This window comes from Polyangiaceae bacterium, from assembly GCA_020633235.1.
Classification (GTDB): Bacteria; Myxococcota_A; Polyangia; order Polyangiales; family Polyangiaceae; genus JACKEA01.
In genome coordinates this window covers 1,811,424-1,833,438 of sequence record JACKEA010000001.1, presented here as the reverse complement: position 1 = coordinate 1,833,438, position 22,015 = coordinate 1,811,424, and the positions used below count along the sequence as shown (strand labels likewise).

Annotated in this window: 17 protein-coding genes, 1 tRNA gene and 1 pseudogene; 11 read left to right on the top strand and 8 right to left on the bottom strand. The window is 64.3% G+C overall.

From position 1 onward, the window contains the following. Positions 1 to 8 precede the first annotated feature (8 nt). The 7 genes and pseudogenes from H6717_08000 to H6717_07970 form a co-directional block, all read right to left on the bottom strand. Positions 9 to 458, bottom strand: coding sequence for a hypothetical protein (locus H6717_08000; GenBank protein MCB9576952.1), 450 nt, complete (start codon positions 456 to 458; stop codon positions 9 to 11). Positions 459 to 462: 4 nt separating this feature from the next. Beyond that, positions 463 to 1,866: a ThiF family adenylyltransferase gene (locus H6717_07995; protein ID MCB9576951.1), complete on the bottom strand. Its 1,404-nt coding sequence runs from the start codon at positions 1,864 to 1,866 to the stop codon at positions 463 to 465. Beyond that, entirely contained in the window at positions 1,863 to 2,264 is a 402-nt protein-coding gene (locus tag H6717_07990) for a hypothetical protein (protein ID MCB9576950.1), read from the bottom strand. Before H6717_07990 ends, H6717_07995 begins: the two co-directional genes overlap by 4 nt. A 1-nt stretch (position 2,265) precedes the next feature. After that, entirely contained in the window at positions 2,266 to 2,574 is a 309-nt protein-coding gene (locus H6717_07985; GenBank protein MCB9576949.1) for a multiubiquitin domain-containing protein, read from the bottom strand. Between the two features lie 32 nt (positions 2,575 to 2,606). Further along, positions 2,607 to 3,089, bottom strand: coding sequence for a hypothetical protein (locus H6717_07980; GenBank protein MCB9576948.1), 483 nt, complete (start codon positions 3,087 to 3,089; stop codon positions 2,607 to 2,609). 23 nt (positions 3,090 to 3,112) lie between these two features. Then, positions 3,113 to 4,300, bottom strand: a complete 1,188-nt coding sequence (locus H6717_07975; GenBank protein ID MCB9576947.1) for an ImmA/IrrE family metallo-endopeptidase — start codon at positions 4,298 to 4,300, stop codon at positions 3,113 to 3,115. A gap of 534 nt (positions 4,301 to 4,834) precedes the next feature. Beyond that, positions 4,835 to 4,927: pseudogene (locus H6717_07970) on the bottom strand (virulence-like protein). 677 nt (positions 4,928 to 5,604) lie between these two features. Between H6717_07970 and H6717_07965 the strand changes: the two are divergent. The 10 genes from H6717_07965 (at position 5,605) to H6717_07920 (ending at position 20,632) form a co-directional block, all read left to right on the top strand. Then, positions 5,605 to 6,798 carry a phospholipase D family protein gene (locus H6717_07965; GenBank protein MCB9576946.1) on the top strand — a complete coding sequence of 398 codons (1,194 nt, stop codon included), beginning with the start codon at positions 5,605 to 5,607 and terminating at the stop codon, positions 6,796 to 6,798. Then, positions 6,753 to 8,447 (top strand): recombinase family protein, encoded by a 1,695-nt coding sequence (locus tag H6717_07960; GenBank protein MCB9576945.1) that lies wholly within the window; start codon positions 6,753 to 6,755, stop codon positions 8,445 to 8,447. Before H6717_07965 ends, H6717_07960 begins: the two co-directional genes overlap by 46 nt. Beyond that, the gene (locus H6717_07955; protein MCB9576944.1) at positions 8,444 to 8,890 is read left to right on the top strand and encodes a hypothetical protein; all 447 of its coding nucleotides are present in this window, start codon (positions 8,444 to 8,446) and stop codon (positions 8,888 to 8,890) included. Before H6717_07960 ends, H6717_07955 begins: the two co-directional genes overlap by 4 nt. A 135-nt stretch (positions 8,891 to 9,025) precedes the next feature. Beyond that, entirely contained in the window at positions 9,026 to 9,229 is a 204-nt protein-coding gene (locus tag H6717_07950; protein ID MCB9576943.1) for a helix-turn-helix domain-containing protein, read from the top strand. Further along, positions 9,222 to 10,730, top strand: a complete 1,509-nt coding sequence (locus tag H6717_07945) for an SAM-dependent DNA methyltransferase (protein MCB9576942.1) — start codon at positions 9,222 to 9,224, stop codon at positions 10,728 to 10,730. The genes H6717_07950 and H6717_07945 overlap by 8 nt, the downstream gene beginning before the upstream one ends. Further along, positions 10,727 to 12,241 (top strand): SAM-dependent DNA methyltransferase, encoded by a 1,515-nt coding sequence (locus tag H6717_07940; protein ID MCB9576941.1) that lies wholly within the window; start codon positions 10,727 to 10,729, stop codon positions 12,239 to 12,241. Before H6717_07945 ends, H6717_07940 begins: the two co-directional genes overlap by 4 nt. Beyond that, on the top strand, positions 12,234 to 13,394 hold the full coding sequence (locus H6717_07935) for a restriction endonuclease subunit S (protein ID MCB9576940.1): 1,161 nt from the start codon (positions 12,234 to 12,236) through the stop codon (positions 13,392 to 13,394). The genes H6717_07940 and H6717_07935 overlap by 8 nt, the downstream gene beginning before the upstream one ends. Then, entirely contained in the window at positions 13,391 to 16,366 is a 2,976-nt protein-coding gene (locus tag H6717_07930) for a type I restriction endonuclease subunit R (protein MCB9576939.1), read from the top strand. Before H6717_07935 ends, H6717_07930 begins: the two co-directional genes overlap by 4 nt. A 9-nt stretch (positions 16,367 to 16,375) precedes the next feature. After that, a complete protein-coding gene (locus H6717_07925; protein ID MCB9576938.1) occupies positions 16,376 to 17,194 on the top strand; it encodes a DUF1837 domain-containing protein in 819 nt (272 codons plus the stop codon). Further along, complete coding sequence (locus H6717_07920) at positions 17,195 to 20,632, top strand: DEAD/DEAH box helicase (protein MCB9576937.1); 3,438 nt, start codon at positions 17,195 to 17,197, stop codon at positions 20,630 to 20,632. 307 nt (positions 20,633 to 20,939) lie between these two features. Here H6717_07920 and H6717_07915 read toward each other — a convergent pair. Beyond that, positions 20,940 to 21,015 (bottom strand) — tRNA-Asn (locus H6717_07915). Positions 21,016 to 21,163: 148 nt separating this feature from the next. Here H6717_07915 and H6717_07910 point away from each other — a divergent pair. Further along, positions 21,164 to 22,006 (top strand): acetoacetate decarboxylase family protein, encoded by an 843-nt coding sequence (locus tag H6717_07910; GenBank protein MCB9576936.1) that lies wholly within the window; start codon positions 21,164 to 21,166, stop codon positions 22,004 to 22,006. Positions 22,007 to 22,015 lie beyond the last annotated feature (9 nt).

Genomic DNA, 22,015 nt, shown 5'->3' with positions numbered 1-22,015 from the left:
GTTCGGTCCTACGCGCTGTACTCGGTCTCGCTCACGTCGTCCGGTCGTCGACCATGGCACCAAATGACGTAGCCCCTTCGAAGGATGAAGTGACTCCAGCAGCCCGTGGTTCTCCAGACGGACGGCGACAGCGTCGGACCGTCGGCGCTCTCGTACAGCCGCCAGCGCGGCGAGTCGTCGGGGAGCACGTTGAGCGCGATCGTTGCGCCGCAGCCGCAGGGGCACACGAGCGAGACGTGCCAGAGGTGGCCGTTCTCGCCGATGGCGTAGAGGGTCTCTGGCAGCAGCTCGTCGGGATCGTCGGTCAGGTGGACGACGCGATACGGTGGTGGTGGTGCCGCCGGTGGTAGCGGCAGCGCGGGCGCGGAGGCCGAGCCGTCGTCACTCACTCCTCCGGGCAAGCGCAGGGCAAGAAACCACTCGACGAAGCGAGCCCAGAGCCGACGCAGCCAACGCATTTCTCTACGCTCCTACCGACGACAGCTCGGGCAAGTCCAGGAGCGGGTGGACGTCGCCGCGCCCGAGCGCCCTGCGAAGGGGGGTGGCATTCGTCTCTCGCTCCACGTCGAGCAGCATCGCGTCGTACTTCAGACGGACGGACGCGTAGTCCGCATTTGCCGTCTGGCGGAACGGGTGAAGTCGCGCAAGGAACTCGTTCACTACCAGAGAGGCTGCGAGCGCGTTGACGCTGATTACGGCGGGGCTGTCGATCTCTGCTCCCTCGATGTATTTCTCGGCGTGAAGCGCTCGGTACTGCTCAGGATCGCGGCGGGCCATCGCTTCAGCGTCGGCCCGCTTCTGCGAAATTACTCTGCGTGCGAGCAACGTCGATCGCCCCGGCTGGACGTAGTGCGACGCCGCTGTGACGTCGTCGATGTTGCCGCATCCGTCGGCCACCAAGCCGACGCCGCAGTCAAAGTACGGCAGCACGTAGAAGGACGCGAGCCGGTTAAGCGTGCGGCGACCGTCGTGGCTGTCCATGCAGCCGAAGAGAACGTCGCAACCTGCCAGCGCGCGAACGGCCTCTACCGAAGCCAACTCGCGCGGCACGATCTCGACGCGAGTGTCGAGGCCAATGCGGGCCACGTGCTCGCCAATCACCTCGACCTTGCTCCTGCCCGTCGCCGCGTCAGCGGCCGTCGTGCCGACGATCCGGTTGAGGTTCCTGTACTCGACGCGATCAGGGTCAACCAGCACCAGCTTTCTCACGCCGAGGCGGGTCAGCATCTCGATGACGAAGCTGCCCGTGCCAGAGCACCCGACCACCCCGATGGCGAGTTGCCGAAGACGGCTGGTCGTACTGTCGCTAAAGACCTGCGCGTGGCGCTCCGCGTGAGCGGGCAAAGCTCCCGAAGCGCTTGTCCCAAAGAGGCCGATGTCGTGGTCAGCGACGAGGATCTGCTGGAGGCGGTGGAAGCGATTTTCGCTGTCGATGCTGCGACCGAACATGCGGCGGTCTGGGAGTATGACGACGCTGGCGTGAGGTGCATCGTCATGGACCCATCCGTAGATCGAGGGGAAGAGGTCCCGGTCCGAGATGTCGTCGGTGCGCGAGAAGTCGTCGTAACCCGTGGGGTGGCTGTGGAACTTCACCACCGCAAGCTTCGGCGTGGCCGTAGACGCCCGCAGCAGGAGCGGTTCGATGGCCTCCGTGCGCCAGGTGATTTGGTCGGCCTTGCGGACCGGACAATCTGCGTAGGGGACCGGGAGCACCTCCTGCACGAGTAGGACGTCGTGTTCGGTAGCGTGGTGACGACCGCAGAGCGCGAACGCCACGGCTTCCTTGCCGTCACCGGGGAACAGGTGACGATGAAGTTCCTCAACGTGAATGCCCGCGAGGCGGAGATGAGCTGGACGGTTCTTCATCGGATCTTGAACTCTCGTTCGAGCCAGTCGTCGACGAGCACGAGGTGGCTCGAGATGTCGTCCTCGCCCGGCCGCCACGGGGCAGCAGGAGTGCGGTGTCGAGACCAACGCTGGAACGACTTCCCGTCGAGAACCTGCGCGCTTTGGGTCGCGCCGATGGCCTGATTGTCCTTCCTCGCGAGTGCGGGGAAGAAGTACACCATGTCGATCTGCGCGTCGGGATACCCGGGCGGGATCTGCAGCGCGACGATGGCGCGCTCGACGTTGTACCCGTTGGGTACGGGACGATCGTGGAGAAGCAGCCACCGTCCCGCGCCCTCGACGATGGTCTCCCACTCGAGGCCGGTCGTCTCCAGGTACTGCGTGTCGAACGACGGCAGCTCGAACTGCCGGCGCATGTCAGCCCTCGGTTTGGTCACGCTTCAGCGTCATGAAGCGCTCGACGCCGGGCTCCGTGAAGTCGACCGGGTCGTCGAGGTTGATCGTCTTCGCCGCGCCGCCGTGCATCTTCTGGGTCAGCTTGTACTGCTCGACCGGTGTCTTGCCGGCGAGGGTGAGGATCTCACGCCCAGTCATCGACGAGACCTCGACGGTGAACTTCGTCTTGTCGATTCGGATGACGTACTTCTTCGCCTTCGGCGCCTTCTCCTTCCCGCTGACCTGCTGGGTGTGGAGTTCGATCTCGATCTCGTCGACTTCAGCTTCCATTGCCATGTGGACTGCTCCTTCCCCTGGTGGGGTTACTTCACGAGTTCCCGAAACGATGCGAATGACACCTTGAACCGTCTGCCTTCGAGCGTGACCTTGTCGGCGTCTGCCTCCTCGACGGTGAGGAGCCCCGCGTTGATCGCGAGGACGAAGACGTCGACCGTGGTGATGACGTGGCCGACTCCGACGCGGGCCTCGGCCTCGCGGAGGAACCGCTTCTTCTCATCGGAGGCGATGAGCCAGCCCTTCTGCGCGGCGATCGCGATGCACGCCGCTTCGCCACGACCGATGTGAGCGATCAGCTCCGTGAAAACGGTGATGGCGCCGAGGTCATCGATGACCTCGAGCTTCAGCCAGCCCGCAGTGACCGCCGCATCGAGCGTCGTCCGCTGCTCGCGGAGCGTAATTTCCTCGCGCACGTGATCTGGAACCACGAACTCGTAGTTCGGGATCTGGGCCAGCAGCCCAAGCCGCGACACGTGCATCAGGTTGATGAGCACGTTGGCGTCGGTCACGACGATGCGGAGGAGAGGTGTGCTCACGGCGTCGGGTCGTCTTCGCCGTCAAGACCGGCGTCATCGAGGAGTTGGTCCAGGTCGTCGACGCTGAGGCCGACCATCGCCACGAGCTCCCGGAGCTTGCCGCGTGAGATCTCGTCACGACGGTAGGCTTCGAGCGCGAGCCCCAGGAAGCGGTGCTTGAACTCGCTGCGCATCTCCGCGTGGTCGGGCTCCGGGAGCCCGAGCGCCGTGGCGAGCTGCTTGGCCTTGCCCTGGTCGTCGAGCGCCTTGAGGTGGGTGAACTCGGCCTTCGACAGCAGCCGCAGGTTGCGCAGCCGGTACAGCGCGGAGATTCGGCTCACGCCGAAGTGGTGGGCGAGCAGCAGGACGTCGTACAGCTGGATGGTTTGCGTGCCAGGCTCCGAGCGCCCCTCCACGTTGAGCGCCGTGTCCTCGTCGAACACCTCGGCGAAGAGGCGGCTCGGCTTGCCCTTGCCGAGGCCCGCGACGAACTGACGGACACCGTCCTCCGGCATGAGGAAGTTCGCGGCGAACGAGTTGGCCCGAACCTCCACGAGGTCGTCGCGCGCGGAGGTCTGGCTGATGAGCCCGGGGCGGTCGCGATCGGCGACGACGTGGGCGTATTCGTGGGCGAACGAGAAGCGGCGACGCAGGTAGTGGTGCACGTCGTTCGCGACGACGAAGAGGCCCACCTTCCGGTCGCTGAGCGTCAGCCCGGAGACGTCGTTCGGCAACTCGACCATCGCGGTGCGCACGCCCTGCGACTCGAGTAGCTCGGTCATGTCAGGGAGCGGCGCGAAGCCCAGGCCCAGACGACGGCGCTCCTCCTCCGCAAGGCGCTGCCCCTGCTGCACCGCCTCCCAGCGCGCTTTTGGCGTCGGGAATGGGTAGGAGGCGACCGCCGACAGATCGCGGTCGATGCCGACGAGCCGCTCGAGGTTCGTCAGCTCACGCCCGAGCGCCATGCACTCGCGAAGCTTGTCGAGCACATCGGGCTCGCTCACGACGGCGGCTTGCGCACGGAACAGCGCGGTGAGCGAATCCTCCTGGTGGAACTCGTTGGCCACGAATTCGCGGATGTCGCGCCCGAACAGGTACGCGAGCTTGTCGAGCTCGAGGCTGGAGACCGAGCGTTTGCCCGCCTCGATCTGGACAAAGGTCGGCCGGGAGACGCCGAGGTGCTTCGCAGCGTCGTCTTGGGTCATGCGACACGCCTCACGTGCCGCACGGATTCGTCGTCCGAGCTCTTCTTGGGTGATGGTCATCGATGGGCTCACGCGAGAAGGAGTAGACCGGCGGGAGCGAATGCATCGAGGGCGATGTGCGCGCCGTAGGCGCCGAGGAGCCCGGCCAGAGCACCGCGCGCAACCCAGCAAGGGCTCTCGAGGAGTTGCTGCCAGAGACGCGGCGGTGGCGTGTTGGCCTGCGCGCGCAGGGCCGCGCAACGATCGGCTTCGGCGCGAAGCCGCGCTTGCGCGCATGAGGGCTCACCCCCTTCGGCGCGGCTTCCAAGCGCTCGGCAGGTTCGCTCATCTGACATTTGCTCCTCCATTTGTCATCTGAGGTTAGTATTTGAAACATACCCCGTCAAGTCACGGAGCCAACGTCTGAATTCTTGTGACCCACGGGCTGCTGTCCATTGACCCAGCGACAGCTCGCCCGCGCCCGAAGGACCAGCCCGAACAGTCGCTGGTTGGCAGGATTCAAATCTACGAGGCGGCGTGCTGGGCGACGTCGCGGCGAAAATTTCGGATAACTGCCACCTCCTCCAGCTCGCTTTCCGAAAACACCTTTTTCAGGTGATAGTTGATGGTGCGGACGTCCACGTCGTGAGCTGCTGATGGTTCCGGAAAATCTGCGGCAACCTGGTGGTCCGAGCGCCGCGAGGCCCCGCGGCGCACGATGTTCATCAAGGGCAACCACGAGGACTGCGTCTGGCTCGACGCCCAGCCCGAGCCGGAGGTGCTCCCGAACCTGTTCTATCCCCGCAACGGGGAGACCTTCGGCCTCGGCGGCATCGTTGTCGGCGGCCTGGGCGGTTGCCACGGCCCCTCGAACTACGAGCGAAGGTCGAAGGACCTCCAGGGCTACGCCAAGCGGCACTACACGCGGGAGGACATCGACATGCTACTCGGGCGGCAGCGGATCGACGTGCTCCTCACGCACGACGCGCCCGCGGGCGTGGTGTTCCCCCGGCACCGACGCGGCTTCAACTGGGCGAGTGAGGCCGTCGGCCCGATGACCTTCTTCGAGGCACGCGTCCCCGCGTCTGCTTCTTCGGCCACCATCACACGCGCGTCGACTCAAAGATCGACGGCGTGCCCTGCCTCGGCCTCAACAAGGTGCGGATGCCCGGGAACCTCGTGGCGGTCGATGTGCCCGAGCGCGGACGCGAGTGGACGCTGCTCGGGGAGTGGCCGCCTCGCGTGTAGGCTCCGGTTGAGCGCGCCAGATCCTCGACGCACACAAGGGTTGCCTAGCGCCCCGAGTTCACTGAAAGATCTACGACATGCGGTTCCTGGCTACCAACTCCGAGCTCAAGGCAGCGGTGGCAAGCCTTCTGAAGAGCTGCAAGCGCGCCCGATGGGCGGTGGCCTGGGCTTCAAGCAGCGCGCCAGGCTTCAAGCTGCTCACGCAACATCAGTCGAAGATCGCCCAGCTCACCGTCGGCACCCACTTCTACCAGACCGACCCCGAGTTCATCGCCGCATTCATCGAGCACTCGAACGCGCAGTTCGTCCTCAACCCCAGCGGGGTCTTCCACCCAAAGCTGTACTACTTCGAGCACGGAGGTAGCCGTTGGGACTGCGTCGTGGGCAGCCCCAACTTCACGCAGGCGGCATTCAGCTCGAACTCGGAGTCCGCCGTGTGGGTCAACCAAGAGGACGCGGGCGCCGTCGAGGCACACGAGGACATCGTCTGCGCGTTGGACGGGTATCGAACCCTCGGGAGCAGTGTCGCCCCGGAAGATCTCGAAGCGTACCGAGCGGTCTGGGCTCGCCAGCAGAAGCGCCTGGGCCCGCTCTCCGGTACGTACTCGCCTCCAACGAACTCAAAGAAGGCGCCGCGGTCACCGCTGGAAGTGCCCATCTTCAGGGAGAGGTGGAAGCAGTACTTCCGCACGGTGAAAGAGGACACCGAGCACACCACAGACGGTAGGCTCGCCGTCCTGGAAGAAGCCGCCCGGCTCTTCCGCAAGCATGGGCGATTCTCCGACATCGATGACGATGGTCGCCGGGGCATCGCTGGTTTCGGGCGAACCGACGAATTCGACTGGCTCTGGTTCGGAAGCATGAAGGGCGCGGGCTACTTCAAGCAGGCAGTGAACGAGAACAACGCGCAGCTCTCGGATGCTCTCGACCGCATCCCCCTCACGGGCGAGGTCGGCCGAGCGGACTTCGATGCATTCGTTGAGCGGTTCAGCTCTGCATTCGAGAGGTCGGGAACAGCTACAGCGACGAGGCTGCTGGCGCTCAAGCGCCCCGACTACTTCGTGTGTCTGGACTCGAAGAACCGCAAACAGCTCTGCGAGGCGTTCGACATCCCGAAGAACGTCGATCTCGACGACTACTGGTCGAGGGTGATCGAGCGCATCATGGACTCGAACTGGTGGAACGCCCCGGAACCGTCCGGCGGTCTCGAGCGACGCATTTGGCGATGCCGAGCGGCCTTCTTGGACGTGCGTTTCTACTCGCCCGACTGAGCCGACAGCTTACCGCCGCCACGGCATCATGCGCGCCGGTTCACCGCCGCGTGCTTCTCGTGGTCGAGGTCGCGGATGAGATCTACACGCGCAAGTCGACGGACAAGGGCCTCGAGCGCGACTTCAACTCCCTCGACGCCCAGCGGGAGGCCTGCGAGCAGTACATCAAGAGCCAAGCGCACCTCGGCTGGAAGCTCACCGACACTCGCTACGACGACGGCGGCTTCACCGGGGCAAACATCGACCGGCCCGCATTTGCCCGCCTGCTCAACGACATCGACGCCGGCCGCGTCGACGTGGTGGTGGTCTACAAGGTCGATCGCCTCAGCCGCTCGTTACTCGACTTTGCCAAGGTGATGGACCGGTTCAACAAGGCCGGCGCCGCCTTCGTGTCGGTCACCCAGAACTTCTCGACGGCCGACGCCATGGGCCGTCTCACGCTCAACGTCCTGATGTCCTTCGCGGAGTTCGAGCGCGAAATGATCAGCGAGCGAACCCGGGACAAGATTGCCGGGTCGCGCCGACGCGGCAAGTGGACCGGCGGCGCGGTGCCCATCGGCTACGAGGCACAGGACAAGAAGCTGGTCATCATCGAGCACGAGGCCCACGTGGTGCGCGACATCTTCGAGCGCTACCTCGACCGTCAGTCGGCCCTGTCGATCGCCCAGCATCTCAACGAGGCGCACCAGCTCACCAAACAGCGCACCACCCGCAAGGGGCACGTCCGGCCGGGGCGGGCATGGAGCAAGGACGTCGTCCTTCGGATTCTGAAGAACCCCGTGTACGCCGGGCTGATGCCGTACCGCGACGAGGTCTTCGAGGGCGAACACGAGGCCATCATCGAGCCGGCCATCTTCCACCGCGTGCAGGTCTACCTGAAGAAGTTCGGCGCGGGCCGGACTGGCAAGCCGCGCAGCGGCGAGTACCTGCTGTCCGGGCGGCTCTTCTGTGTCTGTGGTTACGCCATGACCGGCAAGAGCACCAGCAAGAAGAAGGGCAACACCAAGCGCTACCGCTACTACCAGTGCGTCAACCGAGATAAGCGAGGCCGGCGTGCCTGCGACGCGCGACCGCTACCCGCCAATGCCATCGAGAGCTTCGTGGTGACCCGCATCCGCGACGTGACCGCCGACGGCAACCTCGCCGACGAAGTGACCCGTCGCATGGACGCCTACTTCGAGCAGAAGCGTGACGCCCTCGAGCGCGAGCAGAAGAAGCTGCCCGCGCTGATCGCGGAGCTGTCGTCGGAGATCAAGAAGCTCATCGACACCATCATCGGCGTCAACGAGTCGGCGCGGCGGCAAATCGAGACGCGCATCGACGAGCTCGGGCAGGCTATGGCCAAGCACGAGATGCGCCTGGTGGAGGTGGAGCGCACGCTCACCGGGCTCGACGACCTTCAGTCTGAGGGCCGCTGGGTCAGCGGCGCGCTGAAGACCTTCGACACCGTCTGGGACGTGATGTCGCCGGCCAACCGCATGCGCCTCATCGAGGCCGTCGTGAAGAAGGTGATCGTCAACGAGCCCGAGAACGAGGTCACCGTGATGCTCAACGACCTCGGCGCACCCGATCGCCAAGACGACCGAACGGATGAAGCCGGGGCCGGCGAGGCCGTGCCAGCCACGGCTGCGATGGAGGCCAGCCCATGACTGACGAAGCCGTGTTCACCACCCAGCCCGCCGGAAGGACCGACGGCGACACCCTCGTGCTGACCGGTAAGCTCTTCCGCAAGCGTCGCGGCCGAGGCTACGTCTTCACCGAGAAGCCCCCCGAGCCCGTCCACGACCCCGTCCGTCGGCCAGCCCGGGTGGCCCAGATGCTGGCCTTCGCCCACGGACTCGGTGCTGCCATCGAGCGGGGCGACTTCCGCGACCAGGCCGACGCTGCCCGGCACTTCCAGCTGACCCGGGCCCGGATCACCCAGCTCATGAACCTCACGCTGCTGGCCCCGGACATCCAGGAGCAGGTGCTGTTCCTCGAGGCCGTCGATGGCCGGGAGCCTATGAGCGAGCGGGACCTCAGGACGGTGATCTACGCCGGGGACTGGGGCGCGCAGCGGGCGCAGTGGCGAGAACTCTCCACGGCCGCGTAACCACCCGAGATCGTTCTACAGGCTTGAAGGCGCATGTCCCTCGGATGGGCCATTGCGCCGCAGCCATTTTCAGCCGTATGATGGCAGCCGTTGGAATCCTTTGCCAACGACTGACCGGAGGCGGGCGGAGCACCCATGCCGGATGAGATCCTAACCGTGGCCGAAGTGGCCGAGCTGCTGAAGGTCGCCGAGAAGACCGTGTACACGATGGCGCAACGCACTGAAATTCCATGCTTTAGGGTCCGCGGCCAGTGGCGCTTCCGCCGCTCGGACATCGATGCGTGGATCGAGCGCCAGGTCTCCGGAGAGCAGAAGGACGGAGGCGGTGCCGATGAATGACCAGTCATCGCTCCCGCTCGAGCTGACCCTCCAGCAGCTCGAGTCCCACCTCTGGGAGGCCGCCAACATCCTCCGCGGCAGCCCCGTCGATCGCACCGACTGGAAGAGCTACATCCTGCCGCTGCTCTTCTTCAAGCGCATCTGCGACGTCTGGGACGAGGAGTATGCCGAGGCGGTCGAGACGTATGGCGAGGACTTCGAGGACGAGCACCGGTTCCAGGTGCCCGAGGGCTGCCACTGGCGCGACGTGCGCGAGACCGCGTCGAATGTCGGCAAGAAGCTCCAGAACGCCATGCGCGGACTTGAACGAGCCAACCAAAAGCACCTCTACGGCGTTTTTGGTGACGCCCAGTGGACGAACAAGGACCGTTTGGCCGACGACCTACTGAAGGATCTCGTCGAGCACTTCTCGGCACTGCCCCTCGGTAACAAGACCGTCCGCAACGACGTGATCGGCGATGCCTACGAGTACCTGATCAAGAAGTTCGCCGACACGACGAACAAGAAGGCCGGCGAGTTCTACACCCCTCGCAGCGTCGTGCGCCTGATGGTCGACATCCTCGACCCAAAGGAAGGCGAGACCGTCTACGACCCCGCGTGTGGCACCGGCGGTATGTTGCTTGCCGCTGTCGAGCATGTACGGGCGGCCGGAGGAGATCCCCGAACATTCTTCGGAAGACTGTTCGGACAAGAGAAGAACCTAACCACGTCTGCGGTGGCGCGGATGAATCTTCTTCTACACGGCGTCGAGGATTTCCAAGTGGAGCGAGGTGACACGCTGCGCAGTCCCGTGTTCTCCGACCCAAGCACGGGCGGCTTGGCGACGTTCGACGTTGTCATCGCAAATCCCCCGTTCTCACTAGAGAATTGGGGGCGTGATGTTTGGGAAAGCGACCCGTGGGGTCGCGCCTTTGCGGGACTTCCTTCGGATAAGTCGGGCGATTTCGCCTGGGTGCAACATATGGTCGCGTCGATGGCTCCAAGCAGTGGGCGCATGGCCGTCGTGCTTCCGCAGGGCGCTCTCTTTCGAGCGGGAGTTGAGGGGCAGATCCGCCAGAAGCTGCTTGAGGAGGACCGTGTAGAAGCGGTGATCGGCCTCGCCCCCAATCTCTTCTATGGCACAGGCCTAGCTGCCTGCATCCTAGTGCTCCGCATGAAGAAGCCTCGGCCCCGTGCCGGCAGAGTCTTGATCGCGGATGCGTCGGCCTTGTTCCGCAAGGACCGAGCCCAGAACCACATGGAACCTGGTCACGTCGCGCAGATCCTATCCTGGGTCACCGGCTTCCGTGACGTCGAACACCAAGCTCGAGTCGTGACCGTCGGGGAGATCGAGCGAGAGGATTGGACGCTGAATATCAGCCGCTACGTCCTTCCACCGATCGGCGAGGACATACCTCCTCTCGACCACGCGATATCGGAGTTCAAGGCAACTCTAGCCCGCTGCCGTGACGCGGAAGAGCGGCTGCGACGCGAGCTCAGTGAGGGAGGTTGGCTCGAATGACGACAGTCCTGACCCAAGAGCGACTCGAGTCTTACCTCTGGGGCGCAGCCACGATCCTTCGGGGTCTTGTCGATGCTGGCGACTACAAGCAGTTCATCTTTCCGTTGGTATTCTACAAGCGGCTATCCGACGTGTGGGACGAGGACTACGCCAATGCGCTAGGCGCATATGACGGGTCCGAGCTTCTGGCCAAGGCCGAAGCTGACGAGCGATTTCGGATCCCTGATGGCGCTCACTGGAAGCAGGTCCGGACAACACCGAAAAACGTCGGCCGGGCTATTCAAGACGCGATGAGAGCCATTGAGGCCGGCAATCCAGGCCGGCTCGACGGCATCTTCGGAGATGCACCATGGACAAACAAGGAACGTTTGCCCGACCACACCCTGAAGAACCTACTTGAGCACTTCTCCAGCGAGACACTCTCTATTGCGCGGGTTCCGGAGGACTCACTCGGAGACGGTTACGAGTATCTCGTTGGCAAGTTTGCCGACGACGGCGGAAGCACTGCCCAGGAGTTTTACACCAACCGCACGCTTGTCCACCTTATGGCCCAGTTACTCCAGCCCCGCGACGGCGAGAGCATCTACGACCCTACGTGCGGGACCGGCGGAATGCTGCTGTCAGCGCTCGCTGAGGTGAAACGCTCCGGCGGCGAGTATCGCACCCTGAAGCTGTATGGCCAGGAGCGCAACCACATGACCGCTTCCATCGCCCGCATGAACTTGGTGCTCCACGGGGTTGAGGATTTCGACATTCAACGTGGCGACACCCTGGAGCGGCCGATCTTTGCCGATGGAGACAGGCTGCGCACGTTCAATGTTGTTCTGGCGAATCCGCCGTATTCCATAAAGCGGTGGAACCGAGAGGCATGGGCGTCTGATCCATGGGGTCGCAACTTCCTCGGCACGCCACCACAGGGCCGCGCCGACTATGCGTTCTTTCAGCACATATTGAAGAGCTTGGACGCCCAAACCGGACGTTGCGCGATTCTCTTCCCGCACGGCGTCCTGTTCCGGGACGTCGAGGCCGAACTTCGGCGAAAGCTCATCGAGGCCGACCTTATCGAATGCGTCCTCGGCCTTGGTCCGAATCTGTTCTTCAATTCTGCGATGGAGGCCTGCGTGGTGTTCTGCAGAGCCCGAAAGCCTGCTGCCAGGAGGGGGCGGATTCTCTTTATCGATGCTGTCAACGAGATCGCTAGAGAGCGTGGGGTCAGCTTTCTTAGACCCGAACACCAGCAACGAATCCGCACGGCCTACAAAGCCTTCGCGGACGAACCCGGATTTGCCGCGGTTGCGACCCTGCCCGAAATTGCGACCCACGGGCACAGCCTTTCAATCCCCCTGTATGTTAGGCGCGCACCAGCAAGCAAGACGAAAGGGCGCAACACGCAGACTCTCACCGAAGTATGGTCCGAATGGGAGCAAGGCGGGCGCTCGTTCTGGCAGCACATGGACGCCTTGGTCGACGTGCTGGAGGGACTGCAGAGCGAAGAGGCCTCTCATGGCTGAACGCAAGAAATCATGGCAGCGAGTGAAGCTGGGAGACGTCGTCACGAATTCGACAGCCGCTACCAAGGACTACGAGGCAGACGGCTTTTCTCGCTACATTATTGGAAAACACATTCCCGAGGACGGAAGAATCAGCGAGTGGAGTCCCGTCGGCGACGGAGACTTTGGATCGAGGATTCGAACAATTGTCCGTGCAGGTGATGTGATCTGCACCACGCGGGGGCCAAAGCTGCGTGTCGCGGTCGCGACCTTCGACTGTCTTTCAGCTCACACCAACTTCATTCTCCGTCCACTGGACGAGGGGGTAATCCTTCCGAGCCTCGTCGAGGCCGTCGCCAGATCTGAGGGGTTTCAGGACCACCTTCGGCGGAACTTCCGCGGCTCGACGAATCTCTTCGTGAACTGGTCTGATGCGGCAAGATATGAGTTCTCGCTGCCGCCATTGGACGAACAGCGACGCATGGCCGCTGTACTTGACGCCGCGCGCGAGACGACCGAGGCAGTTCAGCACACCGCACGCGCGGCTCTGCAAGTACGCCGGTCGCTTCAGAAGGGATATTTCCTCGACGCACACGACGAAGCGAACACGACGGTCGGTCAGATTGCAGATGTTCGCAACGGCACGACGCCTCGTCGCGGACGCGACGAGTATTGGGGCGGAGATGTTGCGTGGCTTCCCACTGGCAAAGTGAACGAACGAAAGATCACAGCAGCCGATGAGTTCATTACCGAGAAGGCACTTAGTGAGTGCTCGCTCGATCTGATTCCAGCGTCATCCACACTCATCGCCATGATTGGCCAAGGAAAGACGCGTGGCATGGCCGCCTTCCTTTCTTTTGAGGCGACGATCAATCAGAACTTCGCGGCGGTCGTTCCTGGCAATGAAGTTGAGCCAGAGTTTCTTTTCTACCAGCTCGAAGCCAAGTACCAGCTGCTTCGGCTGTGGAGCCAGGGAACCAATCAGCAAGCGCTAAACTGCCGACTTGTGTCTGCGTTCCCGTTTTGGGTGCCCAGCGTTCAGCGACAGCGCGAAATCGTGGACGTCCTCCGCACAGCAGACTTGGCCCACGAACAAGCTGAGGGTCGGGCAACCATGGCTTGGGAGGCATTGGGGATGATTCGAGAGAGTATTCTGGCGGGAGGGCCATCATGACCTTCAATGAGGCCAACACCGTTGAAGCGTACGTACGTGACCTGCTCTGCGGTGGCATCACCCATCACACCGCAGTAGGCCCCGGACTGGCTCGGCGCGCCGGGAAGGTCTCCGGCTTGGGTTGGCATTACCTCGCTCCCAGTGATGTGCCCCGACAGACCCACGAGGTGTTCACCGAGTCCTTTGTCCGTGAAGCGTTGATTCGCCTCAACCCCGAGATCGCCCAGAACCCCGACCGCTCCGACGAGGTCCTCTACAAGCTGCGCGCCATCGTCCTCTCGGTCCGCAGCGATGGCATCATCAAGGCGAACGAGGAGTTCGCCGCGTGGCTCCGTGGTGACCGGTCCATGCCGTTCGGAAAGAACCACGAGCACACGACGGTGCGTCTCGTGGACTTCGAGAACCCCGAGAACAACCAGTACGTCGTCACCACGCAGTACACCTTCCGCGCCGGCGCTGCCGAGCGCCGCGCCGACCTGGTGCTGCTCATCAACGGGCTGCCGGTCGTCGTCATCGAGGCCAAGACGCCAGTCCGCAACGCGGTGAGCTGGGTCGACGGCGCGCTCCAGGTGCACGATGACTACGAGAAGTTCGTCCCGGAGCTGTTCGCGCCCAACATTCTCAGCGTCGCTACCGAGGGCAAGGAGCTGCGCTACGGATCCGTTCGCATGCCGGTGGAGCTCTGGGGCCCGTGGCGCGCCGACGAGCACGCTGCCCCCAAGGGCCTCTCGGATCTCCAGCGCGCCGTCGCTGGCCTGCTTAGGCCGACGACGCTGCTCGACATCCTCGCCAACTTCACGCTCTTCGCGACGGACAAGAAGAAGCGCCGCCTCAAGATTGTCTGCCGCTACCAGCAGTACGAGGGCGCAAACCGCCTGGTCGATCGCGTCGTTGCCGGGCAGCCACGCAAAGGCCTGATCTGGCACTTCCAGGGTTCGGGCAAGTCGCTGCTGATGGTCTTCGCCGCCCAGAAGCTGCGCCTGCATCCGGCGCTCAAGAACCCGACGGTGCTCATCATCGTCGACCGCGTCGACCTTGATGCGCAGATCAGCTCTACCTTCCACGCTTCGGACATCCCGAACCTGGTGAAGGCGGCGTCACGTGAAGAGCTCGAGCGCCTGCTTAAGCAGGACACGCGGAAGATCATCATCACGACCATCTTCAAGTTCGGCGAAGCCGACGGCGTGCTGAACGACCGCGACAACATCATCGCCCTGGTCGACGAGGCCCACCGCACCCAGGAGGGCGACCTGGGCATGAAGATGCGCGCGGCGATGCCGAACGCGTTCCTCTTCGGGTTGACTGGAACGCCCATCAACAAGCGCGACCGGAACACCTTCTACGCCTTCGGCGCCGAGGAAGACGAGCGCGGCTACATGAGCCGCTACGGTTTCGAGGAGTCGATCCGTGACGGCGCCACCTTGCCGTTGCACTTCGAGCCACGGCTCATCGAGTTGCACATCGACAAGGAAGGCATCGACGAAGCCTACGCGGACCTCACCGGTGAGCTCTCCGACCTGGACAAGGACAACCTCGCCAAGGCGGCCTCGAAGATGGCCGTGCTCGTGAAGACACCCGACCGAGTGCGCGCCATCTGCGCGGACGTAGCCAAGCACTTCGTCGAGAAGGTGGAGCCCAACGGCTTCAAGGCCATGGTCGTGACCTTCGACCAAGAGACCTGCCTGCTCTACAAAGACGAGCTCGACAAGCACCTGGCGCCAGAAGCCAGCGACGTCGTCATCTCCGTCTCCGGCAAGGAGAAGGACGACGACCGCTACAAACCCTACAAGCGTGACCGAGATGCCGAGGAGAAGCTCCTCGACCGGTTCCGCGACCCGAATGACCCCCTGCAGGTTCTGGTGGTCACCGCGAAGCTGTTGACCGGCTTCGATGCACCGATCCTGCAGGCGATGTACCTCGACAAGCCGTTGAGGGACCACACGCTGTTGCAGGCCATCTGCCGCACGAACCGCACCTACGGGAACGAGAAGACCCACGGCCTAATCGTCGATTACCTGGGCGTGTTCGACGATGTGGCCAAGGCCCTGGAGTTCGACGAGAAGGGCTTCCGCCAGGTGGTCGGCAACATCGCCGGGCTCAAGGACAAGCTACCGGGTGCCATGCAGAAGTGCCTCGCATACTTCCCTGGCGTGGACCGGACCGTGAGCGGCTACGAAGGGCTGATCGCCGCCCAAGACTGCTTGCCCAACAACGATGTCCGCGACGCCTTCGCGGCGGACTACAGCTACCTCGGAAAGCTCTGGGAGGCGCTCTCGCCCGACCCGGCTCTGCAACAGCACGAGACCGACTACCGCTGGCTGTCGCAGGTGTACGTCTCGGTACAGCCCACCACGGGCCAAGGCAAGCTCATCTGGCACGCGCTCGGCGCAAAGACCATCGAGCTCATCCACGAGAACGTGCACGTCGAGACCGTGCGGGACGACCTCGAAGAGATCGTCGTGGATGCCGAGCTGCTCGAGGCCGTTCTGGGCTCGCCCGATCCCAAGAAGAAGGCGAAGGAGCTGGAAATCAAGCTCGGACAACGCCTTCGTAAGCACATGGGCAACCCGAACTACAAGGCGCTCAGCGAGCGTCTCGAAAAGCTGAAGGAGCGCCACGAAGCCGGGCAGCTCCACAGCATAGCCTTCCTCAAGGAGCTCCTCGACATCGCCCGCGATGTTGTCGCGGCCGAGAAGGAGACCCCGCCCGAAGAAGACGAGGACCGCGGCAAAGCGGCTCTCACCGAGCTGTTCCAGGAGGTCAAGAACGACAGCACTCCCGTCGTGGTCGCGCGCATCGTCAACGACATCGACGAGATCGTGCGCCTCGTACGCTTCCCCGGCTGGCAGCAAACCAGCGCCGGCGAGCGCGAGGTCAAGAAGGCCCTCCGCAAGACGCTCTTCAAGTACAAGCTCCACGCCGACGCCGAGCTGTTCGAGAAGGCCTACGGGTACATCAAGCAATACTACTAGGGGGAAGGCGTGGCCGGGGCGAAGACCAAGACGAAGGCAAAGAAGGCGCCCGCGAAGCCCAAGGCAACCACACCGGCTCATCCTGTTTCGCAGTGGTTGGACGTCAGCACATCCGCGGTTGGTCGGCATTCTCTTCGGGTGCTCGCGGAACGTGACGGCAGCCGCGCGTCGATTCTGGGCGACCTCCGAGAGCTGGTGCGCGGGCATTATGTGGACCCGCAGATCGTAGCCAAACGCGTAGCTTCGCTCGGAGCAGTCCAGACAGCGGCGCTGCTTCGTGAGCATGTCCCGAAGGGGAAGACTTCGCGCTCGGGGGACCTGGGGGAGGTTCTGGCCACGGAGCTCGCAGAGCAAGAGCTGAAGTACGAGGTCCCTATCCGTCGGCTTCAATGGAAGGACGATCGAGAAATGGCGCTACGCGGTGACGACATTATTGGCGTCGCACGCGACAGCAAGGACAAGCTCATGCTCCTGAAGGGAGAGTCCAAGAGCCGTGCGAAGCTTTCCGCGGCTGTGTTGGATGAGGCGAGCGACGCGTTGGACCGCGACCGTGGCCGACCAACGCGGCACTCCGTGCTCTTTGTCGCTGAGCGGCTTCGTGAGCGCGGTGAGGATAGCCTCGCGGAGGAACTCGAAGAGGCGGCCCTGGGAAGCTTCCGTGGAATTCCAGTCGCCCACATGTTGTTCGTCCTTACCGGTGGTCCACCGAAGAACCTCCTTGAAGGCCACTTGAAAGACGCCGCGAAGAAGAAGCGGCTCCGGCACGCCATCGGGGTTCGCATCAAGGACCACGCGAAGTTCATCGAACTCCTGTTCGGGGGGCTCTAGATGGCAGAGTCGGTCGAACGCCTCACTGAGCGCCTGGGCACAGCAACGCGGCCTGGCTTCAGGGAACGCCTTCTCGACAAGGGGCTTGCCCGCGGGATGATCTGGCGCGACGGCGTCATGCCCCCGGGTTCGCCCGCCTTTCCGGACAGTCTGACGGAGGATCTGCTCGACTATGCTCACACCGTCCTGAACATGGCGCTACGGCTCCGATCGCAGAACGTAGAGGCGAATCTCGAGCGCCCATTTCTGGTAGCGGGCGAAGCGATCGAAGCAGCCGTTCACCGCGGGGCCGATGGGCATGAGGGCGGCTTTCATCGAGTCAGTGCGGCGGTGGCCTTTCATCTCGCGCGGTACTCCGCGAGGGCGTACTCGATGCTTCCGACTGGGGCCGGAGCGACGAACCTTGCCCCGACCGAGACCGCTCTCGTGCAGCTTCTGCGTCGCAAGCTCGACGACCTACATCAGCTCTACGCAGGTTGGCTCCTCGATGTGGGGCACTCGGATGACCGAATCGCGGAACGTCTGCGCGAGGACGAAGACTTCGACGCGGCGGACGCCTGCGGCGAAGTGATCGTTTCGGCCTTCATGCGCGCGCTGGCCCTCTTCGACCACGCGATAACAACTGGCGAGGACGTGTCGGCGGTAGCAGCCAAGGAACTCCTTCAGCGTGCAGCTGACACAGCCCGCGATGTGCACGCCGTCAGCCATTGGTGGACGACAACCCTTGCGCTTCATCTCCTCGATGAACTCTGGGGGTTGAGCCTGCACCAACAGGTTCCGCTGCTACCCCCCGATCATGACGATGCGGAGCGATGGAGTGACCTCCGGCGAAACTACGTCCAGCGGCTCCGCGCTGGGAAGCGATCGGCAATCGAGCTATGGCCCTCGCAACTTGAGGCAGTGCAACGGGCCGTAGATCCGGCCGACGACCTCGTGGTCGCCCTCCCGACGAGTGCGGGCAAGACTCGGATCGCCGAGCTCTGTATTCTGCGCACGCTCGCTTCCGATGAGCGCGTGGTGTACGTGACCCCCTTGCGGGCGCTCTCGGCTCAGGTCGAGCGCGACCTCTCGGAGACCTTTGCTCCGCTCGGCTTCTCGGTGTCGTCCCTGTACGGCTCTGCTGGCGTCGAGAGCGGCGACACAGAGACCCTCCGCGAGGGCAAGATCGTGGTGTCCACCCCGGAGAAACTCGACTTCGCGCTTCGCAACGACAACTCGATCATCGACGACGTCGGTCTCATCGTGCTCGACGAGGGGCACATGCTCGGGCCGAACGAGCGCGAGGTTCGCTACGAGGCTCTCGTACAGCGACTGCTGCGCCGGGACGACGCAGACGGTCGGCGAATCGTCTGCTTGTCCGCCTTGTTCCCGACTCCGGAGGAGATGAGTGACCTGGTGGCGTGGATTCGCCAGGACGACCCTGGCGATCCTGTGCATTCGATGTGGCGACCGACGAGACAGCGCTTCGGAGTGCTGCGGTGGATGTCGAACGCCGCCCGACTCGACGTGAAGGTCGAGGACGAGCGCCCGTTTGTGCCGCGCTTCATCGAGGCCGCCGACCCGCCCGAGGGCTCCCGGCGGCGCAAAGCATTCCCGTCCGACAAGAACGAGCTGACGCTGGCCACGGCGTGGCGGTTCGTAGCCCAGGAGAAGGACGTCCTCATCTACTGCTCGCTGCGAAAGTCAGTCGAGACCCTGGGGCGGCTGATCCTCAAGTGCATCAAGCACGAGGTTCTTGTGCCGCTTGCGGCTCCCAACGAGCGCATCCGGAATGCGATGGCAACCGGGGCCGAGTGGCTAGGCGAGGACCATCCGGCGGTGCAGTGCCTACAGCATGGGGTCGCCCTGCACCACGGGGGGCTTCCTCGTCCATTCCTCACCGAGGTGGAGCGCCTGCTGCGATCGGGCGACTGCCGGTTGACGGTGGCGTCGCCGACGCTGGCGCAAGGACTCAACCTCTCTGCGAGCGTTCTTCTGGTGCCTTCCATCTGGCGCAATCGGGAGATCATCCCGACCGCGGAGTTCGCCAACGTCGCGGGCCGTGCAGGCCGGGCCTTCGTCGACGTCGAGGGGTTGGTGCTGCACGTCGTCTGGGAGAAGACCACACGCAAGACCAACCAGGTCGTTCGCAAGTGGCAGAAGCTCGTCGACGAGGCTAAGGCACCGTTGGTGCAGAGCGGGATCCTGAAGCTCTCGCTGAACATCTACGGGCGAATCGCGGGGGTAGCTGGAGTCCCTGTCGAGGAACTCGTCGAGTACGTCATGGGCAACTCCAGCGCCTGGGACTTCAGCGACGCGGCGGCAGAGAAGCTGGAGGTATCTGCCGCAGACTGGGACCGCGATCTGGCGTCGCTCGATGCCGCAATACTGGCGCTCTTGGACGCGGGTACCGATGAGGCCGAGCTTGCGAGCAGCTTGGATCAGGCGCTGGCCGGCTCGCTCTTTGCCCGGCAGGTGGAGCAGTATCAGGAAGCCGAGCAGAAGCTGATTCGTGGGTTCGTGACGGCACGGGCTGCTCGGGTATGGGCGCAGACGACGGAGCCGCAGCGCAGGGGCTATCACGCTGCCGGCATTGGACTGACGGCGGGCCAGTTCCTCGACGCGAACTTGCCGGGCCTCGTGGAGCTCCTCGGTAATGCCGAGACGGCGATTTCCGAGAGCAATCTCGATGATGCGTCGTCCGCGGTGGTCGCCTTTGCAGAGCTCGTCTTCCAGACGGCCCCGTTCCGCGCGCCCAAGGACCTCCCTGCCAAGTGGACCGATGCGCTGGACGCCTGGATGCGGGGCAAGTCATCGGCCGACGTCATCGGCATCTGTGATGACGACGGGGTCGACCTCCTGCAGGAAGCGCTGACTTACAGGCTTCCATGGGCGATGGAAGCCGTACGCGTGCACGCAAGTGCAGTCTCCTGCGAAGGAGCGGATGCCATCACAGGGTTGGCAGCGCTCGCCGTGGAGGCCGGGAGCTGCGACAAGAGCGTGATCGTGCTCCTCCGGGCCGGCTTGAACTCGAGAGAGGCAGCGTTCGAGGCGGTCAGTTCGACGGGTGCCACCTTCGAGGATCGTGCCGGCCTGATGATGTGGCTGGGGTCCGACGAGGTCGAGGCGCTTCACCCTGACGAGACCTGGCCAACGCCCCAGAGTCGTCATGCTTGGCTGCAGTTCTACGAAGGCGAGACCAAGGGCGACCGTCGCAAGTGGAGCCGCGAGACGCAGCGGGTACGGGTGGAGTGGGACGGTGAACCTCCGGACGTTGGCGAGCACGTGGTGGTGGAACCCGTCGACGGGGGCGGGCTCTTGCTGACGCCGTCGTTCGAGCCGCTCGGATCGCTCGTGAGGGCCCTGAAGCGCCCACGCCGGGACGTGGTGCGTGCGACCGTCGGCGGGAGGCCCAACACGGTGGACGTCGAGTACTTCGGCCCGAGGACACTGCGGTGACGGAAGCACTGTCCCCATCCCGCAGTAAACCCGCCTTCGAGCCTCGCGACGACGAAACGGGCCGCGCTGTAAACCAGGCCCCCGCGCTCTCTCCCCGATCTCAGAGACAGAGAGCCGAGAACGCCCCGAGACCGCCTTCGACGTGACCGCGCGTGATCTCTGCGAGCTCGCGGCCGAGACCATCGCGAGCGTCACCGGTCGCGTAGAAGCCTGCGAAGACTGGGGGATTCAAGAAAAAGCCCCGGGCGTTTCCGACCGGGGCTCCTGTGAACTGGTGGCGGCCCACCTTTTGGTGGACCGCCGTAAATGGCTCCGGCGGTAGGACTCGAACCTACGACCCGGCGGTTAACAGCCGCCTGCTCTACCGACTGAGCTACACCGGAATGGGGCCGGAAGGTTAGCCACGCCGGGCCCTTCGTCAAGCAAAACCGCCGTTTGTGCGCCGCCCCGGGCGCCGGGCGCAATCCATGCGGCCGAAAGGGGCGGAGTTCCGGCTCTGCCGCGGGTACGCAGCTTGCAGCCGCCCGCGGCATGCGACGGGGCATTCCGACCAAGCTCGTGGTGGGCGCGACGCTCTCCATCCTGCGTACCGTCAAGCGACCGGTGTGGAGCGCCGTGTACTCCCTAACCGGGAAACGGCTGCAGCTGCCGCTCGGGATCTTCGACCTGTCGATGTTCGGCGGCAGCTTCGAGGCGAACGCACAGGCGGCGCAGGCGCGCATGCCCTCGCGGGACCTGCACGTGATCGAGCACGCAGCAGGAAAGACGGAGGTCGTCGTGCTCGCCTTCGATCATCGCGCGCCGGACCTCCTGCTTCCCTATCAAGAGATCTCCATCGGCGTGCCGGTGGAGCGCCAGGGCGAGCGCGGCATGGTGCTCCTGCACTTGCCCGTCACCACGGAAGACGCGCGCTGGGGCGGCGTGGAGAACTACGGCTTCCCGAAGGCGGTGCACAGCGTGCGCATCGGCCAGGGCGAAGGCGGGATGCGCGCCACGCTCCACGCCGAGGGCGTGCACGTGCTCACCCTGGAGGTGGGCGAGATGATCCCCGCCGCGGGACACATGGCCTTCCAGAACTTCACGCTGCGCGGGGACGACCGGCTCGTCGCCTCCACCTTCGACATCGACGGACAAATCGCCAGGAGCGAAGCCGCCGGCGGCGCGCACCTGTCCCTCGGCCCCCACGCCATCGCGGCGGGGCTGCGGGAGCTCGGCGTGCAGGCCCGCAGCCGAAGCCACTGGTACGTGCCGAAAGCCCAGGGCCGGCTGTCCATCGGCCGCGTCATCGGGCGACCGGCGCCCAGTCACGCCGCCGGCTTCCGCGATCCCGCGGAGCGCCGCCCAGTTGACGCAGCGGCGGCGACAATGCCATAGCGCCCGACC

Bases quoted from the DNA above. Each gene is read 5' to 3' on its own strand.
- H6717_07920 (MCB9576937.1), top strand. From the start codon at position 17,195: ATGGCAGAGTCGGTCGAACGCCTCACTGAGCGCCTGGGCACAGCAACG.
- H6717_07940 (MCB9576941.1), top strand. From the start codon at position 10,727: ATGACGACAGTCCTGACCCAAGAGCGACTCGAGTCTTACCTCTGGGGC.
- H6717_07930 (MCB9576939.1), top strand. From the start codon at position 13,391: ATGACCTTCAATGAGGCCAACACCGTTGAAGCGTACGTACGTGACCTG.
- H6717_07955 (MCB9576944.1), top strand. From the start codon at position 8,444: ATGACTGACGAAGCCGTGTTCACCACCCAGCCCGCCGGAAGGACCGAC.
- H6717_07950 (MCB9576943.1), top strand. From the start codon at position 9,026: ATGCCGGATGAGATCCTAACCGTGGCCGAAGTGGCCGAGCTGCTGAAG.
- H6717_07975 (MCB9576947.1), bottom strand. From the start codon at position 4,300: ATGACCCAAGACGACGCTGCGAAGCACCTCGGCGTCTCCCGGCCGACC.
- H6717_07990 (MCB9576950.1), bottom strand. From the start codon at position 2,264: ATGCGCCGGCAGTTCGAGCTGCCGTCGTTCGACACGCAGTACCTGGAG.
- H6717_07935 (MCB9576940.1), top strand. From the start codon at position 12,234: ATGGCTGAACGCAAGAAATCATGGCAGCGAGTGAAGCTGGGAGACGTC.
- H6717_07945 (MCB9576942.1), top strand. From the start codon at position 9,222: ATGAATGACCAGTCATCGCTCCCGCTCGAGCTGACCCTCCAGCAGCTC.
- H6717_07910 (MCB9576936.1), top strand. From the start codon at position 21,164: ATGCGACGGGGCATTCCGACCAAGCTCGTGGTGGGCGCGACGCTCTCC.
- H6717_07965 (MCB9576946.1), top strand. From the start codon at position 5,605: ATGCGGTTCCTGGCTACCAACTCCGAGCTCAAGGCAGCGGTGGCAAGC.
- H6717_07985 (MCB9576949.1), bottom strand. From the start codon at position 2,574: ATGGAAGCTGAAGTCGACGAGATCGAGATCGAACTCCACACCCAGCAG.
- H6717_07960 (MCB9576945.1), top strand. From the start codon at position 6,753: ATGCCGAGCGGCCTTCTTGGACGTGCGTTTCTACTCGCCCGACTGAGC.
- H6717_07995 (MCB9576951.1), bottom strand. From the start codon at position 1,866: ATGAAGAACCGTCCAGCTCATCTCCGCCTCGCGGGCATTCACGTTGAG.
- H6717_08000 (MCB9576952.1), bottom strand. From the start codon at position 458: ATGCGTTGGCTGCGTCGGCTCTGGGCTCGCTTCGTCGAGTGGTTTCTT.